Here is a 15,231-nt window from a genome sequence, read left to right as displayed (position 1 = left end):
GTAGAGCGTTGTGTTCACGTGGTTCGCAATTAGCGGAATTTCTCAGTGTTTTCGGAACGAAACCCGACATCCCACCGGATTGAGTAGCAGTTGACTCTGGAGTCCAATCCCAAACGACAGGAGATTGGACGTGAAGGAGAGATTTACGAAAGAGCAGTTGATTGGCTTGAGCGGCTCTTGATTGCTTCCGCCGCCCCCCTCACCAACCCTGGCCCCTGGTAAATGAACCCGGTGTAGATCTGCACCACATCCGCCCCGGCTTCGATCTTGCCGACCGCATCCTCCGCACTCAGGATGCCGCCCACGCCTATGATGGGGAAATCCTTGCCCAGCGCGGCGCGCAGCTGGCGGATGACGTGGTTGCTGGCTTCGAGCACGGGCGCGCCGGAGAGGCCGCCGGTTTCCTCCGTATGCGGCAGGCCTTGCACCGCATCGCGGGCCAGGGTGGTGTTGGTGGCGATCACACCATCCATCCCTTGGCGCTTGAGCGTGGCGGCAATCAGCTGCACTTGCGCCTCGTCCAGGTCGGGCGCGATTTTCACGAAGATGGGCACGCGGCGCGGCGTCACGCCGCCTAGTCCATTGGGTGTGCCGTGTTGCTGCGCCAATTGTTCGCGCCGCGCGGCGATGGCCGAGAGCAGGGCGTCCAGCGCTTCGTCGCTTTGCAGGCTGCGCAGGTTCTTCGTGTTCGGGCTGGAGATGTTGACCGTCACGTAGTCGGCGTGCGGGTACACGCCTTCCAAGCCCTTGAGGTAATCGTCCGTGGCGCACTCGATGGGCGTGGCGGCGTTCTTGCCGATGTTCAGGCCCAGCAGGGCCGGGCGCTCTGTGCCTTGGCGGAACTTGGCCTTCTGCACGTTGGCGATGAAGGCGTCCAGGCCTTCGTTGTTGAAACCCAGGCGGTTGATCAGCGCATTGGCCTGCGGCAGGCGGAAGATGCGCGGCTTGGGGTTGCCGGGTTGGGGCAGAGGGGTGACGGTGCCGACTTCGACGAAACCGAAGCCCATGGCCGCGAAGGCGTCGATGCAGCGGGCGTTCTTGTCCAGCCCGGCGGCCAGGCCCACGCGGTTGGGGAAGATCAGGCCCGCGAGCGTGATCGGGTCTTCCACGCGGGTCTGGCGGTAGGCGCAGGCCAGGGGCGTGTTCTGTGTGCGGGCCAGGGCGTCGAGGGTGAAGTCGTGCGCGGCCTCGGCATCCATCTTGAACAGCAGGGCGCGGGGCAGGGCGTAGGGAAGCAGGGCGGATAGGAAGGACATTGGATAATTGTCCCAGAACCTTTTTCACCCTTTGCTTTTCTCCCCTCCCGCGATTTCCACTCCATGACCCAAGACGAACTCAAAACCCTGGTCGGGCAGGCCGCGCTTCAGTATGTGGTCCCCGGCGAGATCGTCGGGGTCGGCACCGGCTCCACGGTCAACAAGTTCATCGACGCGCTGGCCGCGATGAAGCGCCAGATTCCCGGCGCGGTGTCTAGCTCCGTGGCCAGCACCGAGCGGCTGAAGGCCATCGGCATCCCGGTGCTCGACGCCAACGAGGTGAATGAGCTGTCCGTCTACATCGATGGCGCGGACGAGATCGACGGCGCGGGCAACATGATCAAGGGCGGCGGCGCGGCGCTCACGCGCGAGAAAATCGTCGCGGCGCAGGCGCGGCGTTTCGTCTGCATCGCGGACGAATCCAAGCTCGTCACGGTGCTGGGCCAGTTCCCGCTGCCGGTGGAGGTGATTCCCATGGCCACGCGGCGCATCACGCGCCAGTTCGAGGCGCTGGGGGGCACCGTGACACTGCGCCTGAAAGACGGTGCGCCGCTGCTGACCGACAACGGCCAGCACATCCTGGACGTGAAGGGCCTGCAGATCCGTGACCCGTTGGCCTTTGAATCGGAAGTGAACCAGTGGCCGGGCGTGGTGACGGTGGGGGTGTTTGCGCACCAGCGGGCGCAGATCTGTTTGCTGGGTACCGCAGACGGCGTGAAGACGTTGAACTACACGTCCTGACCGGCCGGCTGCGCTGGTAGGGGCGTCCGAGGATGCGGGGTGACTGCTCCGCGACTGTCCTCCTTCAAGGGCCTGACGGCCCTTGAATTCCCCCTTTATGTCGCTGCGCAATCACCCCGCATCCTCGGACGAGGCAGTGGCGCTCTGATGAAGGAACAGCGGGAAGTAAGCTCAAGCCGCTCCCGCCATCCCCTGATGCCGCAACAACGCCTCCAGGCTCGGCTCCCGCCCCCGGAAGGCTTTGAACGATTCGATGGCCGGGCGTGAACCGCCCGCTTCCAGAATCGCCTGCCGGTACCTGCGGCCGGTTTCCACGCTGGGCATGCCATCCGGCCCGGCCGTTTCCTCGAAGGCCGCATAGGCGTCCGCGCTCAGCACCTCGGCCCACTTGTAGCTGTAGTAACCCGCCGCGTAACCGCCCGCGAAGACGTGGCTGAAGGTGTGCGGCGTGCGGCTGAAGGAGGGCGCGGGCAGCAGGGCCACTTCCGCGCGCACCTGGCGCAGCACGTCCATGAAGTCCGGCTGCGCGCCCGCCGTGTGCAGCAGCATGTCGTAGAGCGAATACTCGATCTGCCGCAGGGTCTGCATGCCGCTCTGGTAGTTCTTGGCCGCGATCATCTTGTCGTAGAGCGCGCGCGGCAGGGGCTCGCCCGTGTCGACATGGGCGGTCATGTGGCGCAGCACTTCCCATTCCCAGCAGAAGTTCTCCATGAATTGGCTGGGCAGTTCCACCGCGTCCCATTCCACGCCGCTGATGCCGGACACATCGCGTTCGTTCACCTGGGTCAGCATGTGGTGCAGGCCATGACCGAACTCGTGGAACAGGGTGATGACGTCGTCGTGCGTCAGCAAAGCGGGCTTGCCGCTCACCCCGTCTGCGAAATTGCAGACCAGGTGCGCCACCGGGGTTTGGAGTTGGCCGTTGTCCGGGCGCAGCCAGCGCGTGCGCACGTCGTCCATCCAGGCGCCGCCGCGCTTGCCCGCGCGGGCGGGCTGGTCCAGGTAGAACTGGGCCAGCAACTGGCCCTTGCGTTCGATGCGGTAGAAGGCCACCGCTGGGTGCCAGACGGGCGCCTTGTCCTCCCGAATTTCCACCTCGAACAAGGTTTCCACGATCTTGAACAGGCCGGCCAATACGCGCGGCGCGGTGAAGTACTGCTTCACCTCCTGCTCGCTGTAGGCGTAACGCGCTTCCTTGAGTTTTTCGCTGATGTAGCTCCAGTCCCAGGGGTGCGGTTCGGTGATTCCCAGTTCCTGCGCAGCAAAGGCACGCAGATCGGCCACGTCTCGCTCACCATAAGGCCGGGCCTTGGTGGCCAGGTCGCGCAAGAAGGTGATCACCTGTTCGGGCGTGTCGGCCATCTTGGGCGCGACGGAGACTTCCGCGTAATTGCGGTAGCCCAGCAAAGTGGCCTCTTCGTGTCGCAGGGTGAGGATCTGCTGGATCAACGCTGTGTTGTCGTACTGCTTGCCGTCGATCGCCGTGCCGTCCTTGCCGGGCGCGTAGGCTTCGGCCTGGTCGGACGCCCTGGTGACAAAGGCGCGGTAGAGGCGCTGGCGCAGCGCGCTGCTCTTGGCGAACTGCATCACCGGCAGGTAGCTGGGCATCTTGAGGCTGAGCTTGTAGCCGTCCCGGCCATCGGCCTGGGCCGCGGCGCGGAACGACTGCAGCACGTCCTCGGGCACGCCGTCCAATTCTTCGGCCGTCGCGTAGTCGGCCCACTGGTCGGTGGCGTCCAGCACGTGCTCGCTGAACTTCTGGCTGGCCTCGGCCTGCTCTTCCTGAATGCGTGCGAAGCGTTCCTTGGCCGCGCCTTGCAGTTCCGCGCCGCCGAGCACGAAACCGCGCAGCGCGTTCTTGTGGGCTTGCCGTTGCTCGGCGTTCAAGCTGTCGGGGGCGATGGCCTTGTACTTGGCGTACAGCCGTTCGTCCGAGCCCAACCGGGTCCAGAACTCCGTGACGCGCGGCAGGGCCGCGTTGTAGGCGGCGCGCAGTTCGGGCGTGTCGGCAACGGCATTGAGGTGGCTGACCGTCCCCCAGGCCCGCCCCAGTTTCTCGGTTGCTACGTCCAGCACCTGGGCGATTCGCTTCCAGTCAGCGGGATAGTCGGGTTGTGTGACGGTGTCGAGCGCGGTTTCGGCTTGGGCCAGCAAGGCGTCCAGCGCCGGGGCTACATGCTCGGGCCGGATGCGGTCGAACAGCGGCAGGCCGGAGGCGTCGAGCAAGGGGTTGGGGGTGTCGAGGGTGGCAGGGGTGGAGGCAGTCATGCTCGACATTTTGCGGTATTCGGCCGCCGTTCAAGCCCTGACCTGCCTAAGGCCTTCATAGCCCGGACCGACCGCCAGCGCTGGTGGCGACCCGCCACCCAGGCCGATGCAGATCCGGTGCGGATCAGGTGCAGATCAGACGCGGCTCGCCTTATCCCGCAGGGCCCGCGCAACCCGCGCCACCACGCTGGGCCAGTCACCCATCGAAGTTTGGCGGAACAGACGCACCACGCCCGGGTACCAAGGCGAGTCGTCCCGATCCAGGAGCCAGCGCCAGTCGGGCAAGTGCCAGGGCAGGAGCACCCAGCAAGGTTGGTTGAGGGCACCGGCCAGGTGGGCCACGGCGGTGTCGACGGTGATCACCAGGTCCAGGTGGGTGATGACCGCGGCAGTGTCGGCAAAGTCCTTCAGCTCACCACCCAGCGGCGTCAGAGCCAACCCTGCGGGCGGATTCTGAGCTTCGTCTTCGCCCTCACCTTTTTGGAGGCTGAAAAAGGCCACGCCTGGAGTTTGCCCCAGCGGTGCGAGCGTGGCTAGTCCGGGCAGAGAGCGCTCGGCGTCGTTCTCGAAATTGGGGTTGCCCTTCCAGACCAGGCCGACTTTCAGCGTGCCCGGTGGCGCTGCCAGCCGGGGTGCCCAGCGCGCGACGCGTTCCGGGTCCGCGTGCAGATAGGGCAAGGGTGCGGGAATCGAGTCAAGCCGGGTCTTGAAGAGGTAGGGCAGGCTCAGGGGCGGAACCCAGTAGTCGAAATCGGCGGCCTGCCCCGTGTCTCCGTCGGGCAACTCCTGGTCGAATGGGAGGGCCTGGTCACAACCGTCCAAGGTAGCGAAGAGGTTGACCAGCGCCGGGTGGCACAGCACGGTGACGCGCCTGGCACCGGCGGCCTTGGCCAAGGCCGCATAGCGGCAGAAATGGACCATGTCGCCATGGCCGGCTTCCAGCGCGATCAGCAGGGAGCGGCCCTCAAGCGGTTCGCCCTGCCAGCGCGGGCAGGGCAGTTGCTTCGCCAAGCGTTCGGCCAGCGCGCCGTGGCGGTCCCGCTGCTCAAGCCGCAGCCAGCCTTCTTCCAGGCGGCCCTGGCGCAACAGCAGGTAGCCCAGGTTGTAGGCCGCGTTGCGGTGCGTGGGCTGCAGATGCAGGGCCATGCGCAGGGTCGTCTCGGCTTCTTCGTCGCGGTACTGTTGCGCCAGCAGCACACCCAGATTGCTCAGTGCGGAGGTGTCGTCCGGGGCCAGCGCCAAGGCTTGGCGCAGCGCGGCCTCGGCTTCGCACAGACGCTTGCCTTGCAGCAGCAGCACGCCGTGGTTGATCCAGAGCTGAGCCTGCTCGGGTTCCAGTGCCAAGGCCTGGCGGTAATGGTGGTCCGCAGCTTGCACGTCACCGGCTTCGTCCAGCGTCAGGGCCAGGTTGCCGTGCAAGGCGGCCTGAGTGGGGTCCATGCTGAGCGCGGCGCGGTAGGCCGCGGCGGCGGCGGCCAAGTCCCCAGCGGCCAGGCAGTGGTTGCCCCGGGCAAAAAGCTGTTCCAGTGTCTCGGCGGGGGTGGCGTTCATGGCGGCATCAGCAGGCATCGGGCGTGCGGGAGTCTTTACCCAATTCTGCGGGCAGAGCGCCGTGCAGAGACCAGGAAAAGCAGGGCGAAAGGCATCGGGTGCTAAGTGCCGGGCCTGGGATGCGCTAAGGTGCGTTTGAACAGACTTTGTGGCTACGACCGGAGACCCGCGTGATGCATCCAGACGACGCTTACTTGGAGCTGGCCTCGGCCCATTCTTTCCCCGTGCACGAGGCCATCCAGATTGGTGGCAAGTATGTCCCGGTGTTGCGTGACGGAACGCTGCTGTACGTCAGCGGGCAGATTCCGCGCATCGGCGATCAAGTGCATTTTGTCGGGGCCGTCGGCAGCGGGCCCCATGCGGCCATCGACCTCGCGGGCGCGCGCCGTGCGGCCACCGTGTCTACTTTGCGTGCCTTGGCCCTGGCCAAGGCCGCACTGGGCAGCCTGGCGGCGGTCCGCTCGGTGCCCCGCATTTCTGTGTTCGTGCGCAGCGCGCCAGATTTCACGCAGCAGAGCGAAGTGGCCGACGGCGCTTCGGAAGCTTTGTACGCAGTGTTCGGACCCAGGGGCGTGCACACACGGACTTCGGTCGGTGTGCTGCAACTGCCCAAGGGCGCTGCGGTGGAGATTGATTTCGTGTTTGGCGTGGAGTGAGGCCGACCGAGGGCCGTCACCTTCAGCCGCCGGTCGAGCCTGATCAGGCGTCTTCGTTCAGGGTTCAGCCCGCCGCGCGCTGAGCCGCTTCCAGGGTGTTGACCAGCAGCATGGTGATGGTCATGGGGCCCACGCCGCCGGGCACGGGGGTGATCCAGGACGCGACGTCTTTCACGCGCTCGAAGTCCACGTCGCCGCAGAGCTTGCCGTGTTCGTCGCGATTCATGCCGACGTCGATCACCACGGCGCCGGGTTTGACCATGTCAGCCGTCAGCATCTTGGCCTTGCCGACGGCCGCGACGATCACGTCGGCCTGCAAGGTCTGGGCCTTGAGGTCCTTGGTGCCGCTATGGCAGATCGTGACGGTGGCGTTCTTGCCCAGCAGCATGAGGGCCATGGGTTTGCCCACGATGTTGCTGCGCCCAATGACTACGGCGTGCTTGCCCTTGAGGTCGTAGCCGATGTGCTCCAGCATCTTGATGCAGCCGTGCGGCGTGCAGGGCCAGAAACCGGGCAAGCCGGTCATCAGCGCGCCCGCGCTGGCCACGTGGAAGCCGTCCACGTCCTTGTCCGGCGAAATGGCTTCGATGACCTTCTGCGCATCGATGTGCGCGGGCAGGGGCAGTTGCACCAGGATGCCGTGGATGGTGGGGTCGGTGTTCAACGCGGCGATGCGCGCCAGCAGAGCAGCTTCGCTCATCGTCGCTTCGTATTTCTCAAGGACGGAGTGGAAGCCGCTGTCCTCACAAGCCTTGACCTTGTTGCGCACATAGACCTGGCTGGCGGGGTTGTCTCCGACCAGCACCACGGCCAGGCCGGGCTTGTGGCCGCGCGCGGCCAGAGCGGCGGCGCCTTGCGCGACTTCAGCGCGCAGTTGCTTGGAGAGGGCGAGGCCGTCGATGAGTTGTGCAGTCATGGTTCAACGTGGGGTAAGAACGAAAGGCCCGCCGGGATCAAATGCAAACGCCCGCTGGCGGGAGCAGCGGGCGTTGGAAGGGGGAAGGAAACTCAGGCCTTGATCGCGTTTTGCCCCAGCGCGATCTTGAGCAGGTCGGCCACGGTGTTGGCGTTGAGCTTTTCCATGATGTTGGCGCGGTGCGCTTCCACCGTCTTGATGCTGATGCCCAGGTCGTCGGCGATCTGCTTGTTCAGGCGGCCCGCGACGATGCGCTCCAGCACCTGGCTCTCGCGGGTGGTGAGTTTGGCCAGCAGTGCGTCGCGGTCGGCGGCAAGTTGGTGTTCGCTGAAGGCGGCGCGAGCGCGGTCCAGCATGCGCTCCACCAAGTCCAACAATTGGGCTTCGTTGAAGGGCTTTTGAATGAAGTCCATCGCGCCCTTCTTCATGGTGTCCACCGCCATGGGCACGTCGCCGTGGCCGGTGATGAAGACGATGGGCAGAGGAGAGTGTTTCTCGATCAGCCGGTTTTGCAGTTCCAGGCCCGTCATGCCGTCCATGCGGATGTCGGCGATCAGGCAGGCGACTTCGCGCGGGTCGTAGCGGGAGAGAAAGGACTCGGCCGAATCGAAGCAGCGTACCCGGTAATCCTTGCCCTCGAGCAGCCATTGCAGGGAATCTCGCACCGCCTCGTCGTCATCCACGACATACACGGTGCCTTTCTTGGGGATCAAGCTCATGTTCTTATCCTGTCATCTTCCTGGGTCGACGGCGATGGCGGTTTGTCTCCGCGTGTTGTTGTTTCGCGAGCAGGTTCCGGTTCCAGGGGCAACCAGAAGGAGAAGCGGCAACCCACGACCTCCGGCGTCTCCGTTCCTGCTCCCGGGCCATTGTAGAGGTTCTCCGCTCGCATCCGACCCTGGTGCGACTCGACGATGGAACGGCACAAAGACAGTCCGATGCCCATGCCGCCAGCCTTGGTCGTGTGGAAGGCTTCGTAGAGGTGCCCCATCATTTCTGGCGCGATGCCATGGCCGCGGTCGGTGACGATGAACTCGACCACGGGCCGACCATCGACCTCGGCCGCCTGAATTTGCAGGTCGATGCGCCGCTGGGGCAGGGGGCGCCTGGCCTGGACGATGGCCTCGGCCGCGTTCTTCAGCAGGTTGATCAGCACCTGCTCGATCAGGATGGGGTCCACCATCAGGCGCGGCAAGCCGTCGGCGATTTGCCGCGTGAGGCGCACGTTGTTGCGGCGCAATTCGATGTCGGCCAGTTCGATCGCCTCGTCCACCAGAACGCTGGCCTCGAAGGCCACGCGCTTGGGCTCGCTGCGTTTCACGAAGGCCCGGATGCGTTGGATGATCTGGCCCGCGCGCTGGGCTTGACGGGAGGTCTTGTCCAGCGCGCCCAGCAGGTCTTCCTCGGTGATTTGACGGGCCTGGATGCGCGAGATCATCCCGTTGCAGTAATTGGTGATCGCCGCCAACGGCTGGTTCAACTCGTGCGCGATGCTGGAGGCCATCTCGCCCATGGTGATCAGGCGGTTCGCAGTTTGGGCCCGCTCAGCCTGGGCCGCCGCTTGCTCTTCGGCACGGCGGCGCGGCGTGATGTCGGTGGCGATGACCATCTGCGCCAGGCGCCCGTCCACCCACGTCAGGTAACGGGTACGGACTTCGAGCCATTTGTCCAGCGTCTCGACGTGGATCTCAGCGTTTTCAGCTTCGACCGGGTCGTCGGCAGCATCCAGCAGGCTGCTGGCCGGCAAGCCTGCGAGGTCGTCCACCGCATCTTGGTTGTCGCGATCGCGCGCGGCGGCGCCCGCCGGCGTGTCCATGCCCCCGTGCCCCGCCTGACTGGAGAGCTGCACATGGCCGAGGTTCTGGTCCCCAAACCATTGGCGGTACATCTTGTTGGCGAACAGCAGTTCACCGCCACCCAGGGGCGCCACAGAGACCGAGGCGTCCAGGGCCTCCAGCACGGTGGTGAAGCGCTCGTAAGAAGCGTAGAGCTGCTCGCGCACGCGGTTGGGTTCGGTGATGTCCGTCATTGACGTCATCCAGCCCGTCTGCTGACCATTCGCATCGATCAGGGGCGAGACGTGGATGCGCGCGTCGAACAGCGAGCCGTCCTTGCGTTGGATGCGCACCTGCAAGCCGCTGGAGGTGATGCGGCCCTGAAGCTCGTCTTCCAGGCGCGCGGCCAGCAGCTCGTGGGAGTCTTCCGGCCAGAAGGGGAAGGGCGGCATGGCCCCGACCAACTCCTGCTCGCTCCAACCCGTCATCGCGCAGAAAGCCGCGTTCACGTAGGTGATGCGGCCCTGCGGATCGAGCGCCCGCATGCCCGTGGGCATGGAGTTTTCCATGGCGCGACGGAAGCTCGTCTCCAGCAACAGTGCCCGTTGGGCTTGCACGCGGCGACGGGTGTGCCGCCAGTTGGCGATCAGCATCCAGGCGGTCATCACGCTGAGCATCGTCACCAGCCAGAACAGGCTGCTGCCGATCAAACCCTGCGAGGCTCGGTAGGCCTGGGCGTGCAGCACCAGGCCGGTGCCGGCCGGGGACACCAGCACCTGTTGCTCCGCCTGGCCAGCCCAGCCCAACCAGGCGGTCAGGCCATTGCTGCCGGCGGCCGCTTTGGGGCGCGGCACGCGACTGCCCGCGAGGACCTGGCCGCTGCCGCTGCGCAGCGAGGTGGCGTAGCGCGCGGAGACATCGGCCGAGATGCTGTAGTCGTAGAGCGCGTCGATGGAATACTCCGCCAGCAGCACGCCGCCGAAGCGGCCCTGGATTTGCAAGGGTAGGAAGAGGTTGAGCCAGGATGGGCCATCGGCCGACATCAGCCAGGGGCGGGCGTAGGCGGGCTGGTGCAGCTCACGGGCCTGCGCAAAGGCGTCCAAACTGCCCGGGAGCGAGGCTGAGGCCGAGGCACTGGGGTAGTTGATCAGCGCTTGCGCGGCGGGGCTGTAGCCCTGACTCGCGCGCAAACGGAAACGTTCGCCTGCTTGCGCGTTGGCAGGCGACCTCGTGGGACCGGAAACCGGCGTGACCCAGCTCAACCCTTGGATTTCGGGGTAGAGGTGCAAGATGACCTCGGCGCGGTGCCGGAACTGGGTGGTGCTGAGTTCCTGGTTGGAGATTTGCTGGGCCAAGCGGGTCAGATCTTCCTGACGCTCCAGCAAGCGCAGGCGCAGGCGTTGCTGGGCGTATTCAACGTCGCGGCGCAGTGCTTCCTGCTCGCGTTCCATTTCCTCGACGCGCAAATAGCCCACTGCGACCACGATGGCCGTGAAGAAAAAGAGCACCGCCACCAGAGGCGCCAGCATGGCGTAACGGTCTTGCCGATGAGGTGCTTGTCGGTTCCACCATTCGCGCAGGCGCACAGGGATGGGCAGGACGCGCAGCAGGCTGGCGTAAAGCTTGGCGAAAGGCGTGGACATGGGGTGAAACTGAGGGCAACGGGGAGACAATGGCGCGAGTCGCCAGGACGATGTCAGGCGCAGTGTATGCGGGCGCGGCGGCGGGTGGCCAAGCCCTGCTTGGGAGGGCTGCTGGGCAGGATCAGCCCGCCCAACGGTACGGCCTGACGGGTTAATTCATGTTGTGGAATTGATGGTCGCAATTTGAAATCGTCATGAATTGTGCGAAACTCGCCGACTGTCTGAAGCAGCACGCGCGGGCGGACGCATTCGAGCGCGCTGGTTTTTTTCCCGAACGTAAGACTGATGAGAGGAGCCTCGCCATGTCAGCCCTGCCCCAAAACCGCCTGGACGCTGCCGATCAGGACAGCCAGGAAACCCTTGAATGGAAACACGCCCTGGAGGCCGTGATCGAGCAGGAGGGTGCCGAGCGCGCGCACTTCTTGCTGGAGCAACTGCTGGAGCACGCCCGCGAGCACAGCATCGACATGCCCTTTTCGGCCACCACGGGTTATGTCAACTCGATTGAGCCGGACCAGGAAGCTCGCAGCCCGGGCAATCTCGAACTGGAAGGCCGCCTGCGCGCCTACATGCGCTGGAACGCGATGGCCATGGTGGTCAAGGCCAACCGCCTGGACCCGGCCGACGGCGGTGATCTGGGGGGGCACATCAGTTCCTTCCAGTCCCTGGCCCACATGTTCGCGGCTGGTTTCAACCACTTCTGGCACGCCGACAACACGGACGAGGGCGGCACCCATGGCGGCGATCTGCTGTACATCCAGGGCCACAGCGCGCCCGGCATCTACGCCCGCGCCTTCCTGGAAGGCCGCATTTCCGAGGAACAACTGCTGAACTTCCGCCAGGAAGTGGACGGCAAGGGCCTGTCCAGCTACCCGCACCCCAAGCTGATGCCCGGCTTCTGGCAGTTCCCCACGGTCTCCATGGGCCTGGGGCCCATCATGGCCATTTACCAGGCTCGCTTCCTGAAGTACCTGCATGCCCGCGGCATCGCCGACACCAGCCAGCGCAAGGTCTGGGTCTTCTGCGGCGACGGTGAAATGGATGAACCGGAAAGCCTCGGCGCCATCGGCTTGGCCGCGCGTGAGAAGCTCGACAACCTGGTCTTTGTCGTCAACTGCAACCTGCAACGCCTGGACGGCCCGGTGCGAGGCAACGGCAAGATCATCCAGGAACTCGAAGGTGAATTCCGTGGCGCGGGCTGGAACGTCATCAAGCTGATCTGGGGCAAGGAGTGGGACGCGCTGCTGGCCAAGGACAAGGACGGCGTGCTGCGCAAGGTCATGATGGACACCCTGGACGGCGACTACCAAGCCTTCAAGGCGAATGACGGTGCCTACGTGCGCAAGAACTTCTTCGGTCGCGATCCGCGCACGCTGGAGATGGTGTCGCATATGAGTGACCAGGAGATCTGGAACCTGCGCCGTGGCGGACATGATGCGCAGAAGGTCTATGCGGCCTTCCACAAGGCGCACACCACCACCGGTGGCCCCACCGTGCTCCTGGTCAAGACCGTCAAGGGTTATGGCATGGGCAAGGCGGGCGAGGGCAAGAACACCGCGCACCAGACCAAGAAGCTCGGTGCCGACGACGTGCGTTACATGCGCGACCGTTTCAACATCCCGATTCCTGACAGCGAACTGGACAAGGTGCCCTTCTACAAGCCGGCCGATGACACGCCGGAGATGAAGTACCTGCACGAGCGCCGCAAGGCCTTGGGCGGCTACCTGCCCAAGCGCCGCGCGGTGTCGACCGAGAAGTTCACCGTGCCGTCGCTGGACACGTTCAAGGCCGTGCTGGAGCCCACCGCCGAGGGGCGTGAGATCTCCACCACGCAAGCCTACGTGCGCTTCATCACGCAACTGCTGCGCGACCAAGCCCTGGGCCCGCGCGTGGTGCCCATCCTGGTGGACGAGGCGCGCACCTTCGGCATGGAAGGTCTGTTCCGCACCGTGGGTATCTACAACCCCGAAGGCCAGAAGTACACCCCGGTCGACAAGGACCAGGTGATGTACTACCGCGAGGACAAAGCCGGCCAAATCCTGCAGGAAGGCATCAACGAGGCGGGGGGCATCAGCTCCTGGATTGCCGCGGCGACGTCGTACTCGACGAACAACCGCATCATGGTGCCGTTCTACATCTACTACTCGATGTTCGGCCTGCAACGCGTGGGCGATCTGGCCTGGGCTGCGGGTGACATGCAGGCGCGCGGCTTCCTGCTGGGCGGCACTTCGGGTCGCACGACCCTGAACGGCGAGGGCCTGCAGCACGAGGACGGCCACAGTCACGTGCTGGCCTCGACCATCCCGAACTGCGTCAGCTATGACCCGACCTTCGCGCACGAGGTCGCCGTCATCATCCACCATGGCCTCAAGCGCATGGTGGAGAAGCAGGACAACGTCTTCTTCTACATCACCCTGCTCAACGAGAACTACGCCATGCCCGGGCTCAAGGCCGGCACGGAAGAGCAGATCATCAAAGGCATGTACCTGCTGCAAGAAGCCGACAAGAAGATCGCCGCCAAGAAGGGCGCGCCGCAGGTCAACCTGCTGGGCTCCGGCACCATCCTGCGTGAATCCATGTTCGCCAAGGAACTGCTCGAGAAGGACTGGGGCGTGGCCGCCAACGTGTGGAGCTGCCCGAGCTTCAACGAACTGGCCCGCGATGGCCAGGATGCCGAGCGTTGGAACCTGCTGCACCCGACCGAGAAAGCGCGTGTGCCTTTCGTCACGCAACAGCTGGAGCCTCATGCCGGCCCGGTGATCGCCTCCACCGACTATGTGAAGAACTACACCGAGCAAATTCGCCCGTATCTGCCCAAGGGACGTACCTACAAGGTGCTGGGCACCGATGGTTTCGGTCGGAGCGACTTCCGCAGCAAGCTGCGCGAACACTTCGAGGTCAACCGCCACTACATCGTGGTGGCTGCGCTCAAGGCCCTGGCCGACGAGGGCACGGTGCCGGCTGCCAAGGTTGCCGAGGCCATCGCCAAGTACGGCATCAAGACGGACAAGATCAATCCGCTGCACGCCTGATCGCAAGCACCCACAGAGGAAGACGTAGACATGGCTCTCGTAGAAATCAAGGTACCCGACATCGGTGATTTCGAGTCGGTGGCGGTCATTGAACTGCTGGTCAAGCCGGGCGACACGGTCAAGGCCGAGCAGTCGCTGATCACGGTAGAGTCCGACAAGGCCTCGATGGAGATTCCATCGAGCCATGCGGGCGTGGTGAAAGAGTTCAAGGTCAAGATCGGCGACCAGGTGAAGGAAGGTTCGGTGGTGTTGTTGCTGGAGGCGGCGGGTGCCGCCGCCGCGCCGACCCCTGCGGCCTCGGCCCCTGCAGTGTCCGTTGCCGCGGCACCCGCGCCAGCCGCTGCGCCAGCACCGGCGCCTGCCGTCGCGGCCCCAGCCCCAGCACCTGCTGTTGCGCCCGTGGCGTCGGCTCCTGCTGTCGCCGCGGCCGCGCACGACCCCTTGGCCCAACAGGCGAAGGTGGGCGTGTTGCCCCATGCCAGCCCCTCCATTCGCAAGCTGGCGCGTGAATTCGGTGTGCCCCTGGCGGAAGTCAAGGGCAGCGGACCCAAGGGCCGCATCCTTGAGGAAGACGTCAAGAACTTCACCAAGGCCGTGATGAGTGGCGGCGCGCGCACCCAGGCCATGGGTGCTGCGCCTGCGGGCGGCGATGGCGCGGGCCTGGGCTTGCTGCCCTGGCCCAAGGTGGACTTCGCCAAGTTCGGCCCGATCGAACGCAAGGAACTCTCGCGCATCAAGAAGATCAGTGGCGCGAACCTGCATCGCAACTGGGTGATGATCCCGCACGTCACGAGCTACGAGGACGCCGACATCACTGAATTGGAAGCGCTGCGCGTGCAGCTGAACAAGGAAAACGAAAAGTCCGGCGTCAAGTTCACGATGCTGGCCTTCGTGATCAAGGCGGCTGTCGCGGCGCTGAAGAAATTCCCCGAGTTCAATGCCAGTCTCGAGGGCGACCAGTTGGTTCTGAAGAACTACTGGAACATCGGCTTCGCGGCCGACACGCCCAATGGCCTGGTCGTGCCCGTGCTCAAGAACGCTGACCAGAAGGGTTTGGTGGAAATCTCTACCGAGATGGCGGAACTGTCCAAGAAGGCGCGCGACGGCAAGCTGGGCGCGGCCGACATGCAAGGCGGCACCTTCAGCATTTCCTCGCTCGGTGGCATCGGCACGACGTACTTCACGCCCCTGATCAATGCGCCGGAAGTGGCCATCTTGGGCCTGTCGCGCAGCGCGATGAAGCCGGTGTGGGACGGCAAGGCCTTCCAGCCGCGCCTGACCCTGCCGCTCTCGCTGTCCTACGATCACCGTGTGATCGACGGCGCGGCCGGTGCCCGCTTCAACGCCTATCTGGCCCAGGTGCTCGGCGACTTCCGCCGCGTGCTGCTCTGAT

The 15,231-nt window shown here is 65.0% G+C and carries 10 protein-coding genes; 4 read left to right on the top strand and 6 right to left on the bottom strand.

Annotated features, from left to right (window positions below; genetic code table 11):
- Positions 1 to 143: 143 nt before the first annotated feature.
- Complete coding sequence (locus ACLBKS_RS15730) at positions 144 to 1,256, bottom strand: quinone-dependent dihydroorotate dehydrogenase (RefSeq protein ID WP_410193748.1); 1,113 nt, start codon at positions 1,254 to 1,256, stop codon at positions 144 to 146.
- 63 nt (positions 1,257 to 1,319) lie between these two features.
- Between ACLBKS_RS15730 and rpiA the strand changes: the two genes are divergently transcribed.
- On the top strand, positions 1,320 to 1,997 hold the full coding sequence (gene rpiA, locus ACLBKS_RS15725; RefSeq protein ID WP_410193747.1) for a ribose-5-phosphate isomerase RpiA: 678 nt from the start codon (positions 1,320 to 1,322) through the stop codon (positions 1,995 to 1,997).
- A 171-nt stretch (positions 1,998 to 2,168) separates the two neighbouring features.
- Here the strand turns inward: rpiA and ACLBKS_RS15720 are convergent, their stop codons facing one another.
- Both ACLBKS_RS15720 and ACLBKS_RS15715 read right to left on the bottom strand, forming a co-directional pair.
- Entirely contained in the window at positions 2,169 to 4,274 is a 2,106-nt protein-coding gene (locus ACLBKS_RS15720) for a M3 family metallopeptidase (protein ID WP_410193746.1), read from the bottom strand.
- A 126-nt stretch (positions 4,275 to 4,400) separates the two neighbouring features.
- Positions 4,401 to 5,816 carry a tetratricopeptide repeat protein gene (locus tag ACLBKS_RS15715; RefSeq protein ID WP_410193745.1) on the bottom strand — a complete coding sequence of 472 codons (1,416 nt, stop codon included), beginning with the start codon at positions 5,814 to 5,816 and terminating at the stop codon, positions 4,401 to 4,403.
- A 173-nt stretch (positions 5,817 to 5,989) separates the two neighbouring features.
- On the opposite strand from ACLBKS_RS15715, the gene ACLBKS_RS15710 reads away from it, so the two are divergent.
- On the top strand, positions 5,990 to 6,472 hold the full coding sequence (locus ACLBKS_RS15710) for a RidA family protein (protein WP_410193753.1): 483 nt from the start codon (positions 5,990 to 5,992) through the stop codon (positions 6,470 to 6,472).
- Between the two features lie 64 nt (positions 6,473 to 6,536).
- Here ACLBKS_RS15710 and folD read toward each other — a convergent pair whose 3' ends face one another.
- The 3 genes from folD to ACLBKS_RS15695 all read right to left on the bottom strand — a co-directional run bounded on the left by folD (position 6,537) and on the right by ACLBKS_RS15695 (position 10,806).
- Positions 6,537 to 7,388, bottom strand: a complete 852-nt coding sequence (gene folD, locus ACLBKS_RS15705) for a bifunctional methylenetetrahydrofolate dehydrogenase/methenyltetrahydrofolate cyclohydrolase FolD (RefSeq protein WP_410193744.1) — start codon at positions 7,386 to 7,388, stop codon at positions 6,537 to 6,539.
- Positions 7,389 to 7,480: 92 nt separating this feature from the next.
- Complete coding sequence (locus ACLBKS_RS15700; RefSeq protein WP_006298598.1) at positions 7,481 to 8,107, bottom strand: response regulator transcription factor; 627 nt, start codon at positions 8,105 to 8,107, stop codon at positions 7,481 to 7,483.
- Positions 8,104 to 10,806, bottom strand: coding sequence for a PAS domain S-box protein (locus ACLBKS_RS15695; protein WP_410193743.1), 2,703 nt, complete (start codon positions 10,804 to 10,806; stop codon positions 8,104 to 8,106). Before ACLBKS_RS15695 ends, ACLBKS_RS15700 begins: the two co-directional genes overlap by 4 nt.
- A gap of 302 nt (positions 10,807 to 11,108) precedes the next feature.
- On the opposite strand from ACLBKS_RS15695, the gene aceE reads away from it, so the two are divergent.
- Both aceE and aceF read left to right on the top strand, forming a co-directional pair.
- Complete coding sequence (gene aceE, locus ACLBKS_RS15690; protein WP_410193742.1) at positions 11,109 to 13,838, top strand: pyruvate dehydrogenase (acetyl-transferring), homodimeric type; 2,730 nt, start codon at positions 11,109 to 11,111, stop codon at positions 13,836 to 13,838.
- Positions 13,839 to 13,868: 30 nt separating this feature from the next.
- Complete coding sequence (gene aceF / locus ACLBKS_RS15685) at positions 13,869 to 15,230, top strand: dihydrolipoyllysine-residue acetyltransferase (RefSeq protein WP_410193741.1); 1,362 nt, start codon at positions 13,869 to 13,871, stop codon at positions 15,228 to 15,230.
- Position 15,231 lies beyond the last annotated feature (1 nt).

The sequence above is a fragment of the Hylemonella sp. W303a genome (genome assembly GCF_046452315.1).
GTDB lineage: Bacteria > Pseudomonadota > Gammaproteobacteria > Burkholderiales > Burkholderiaceae_C > Hylemonella.
The sequence above is the reverse complement of the archived record's forward strand: the minus strand, read 5'-3'. Positions and strand labels throughout refer to the sequence as shown.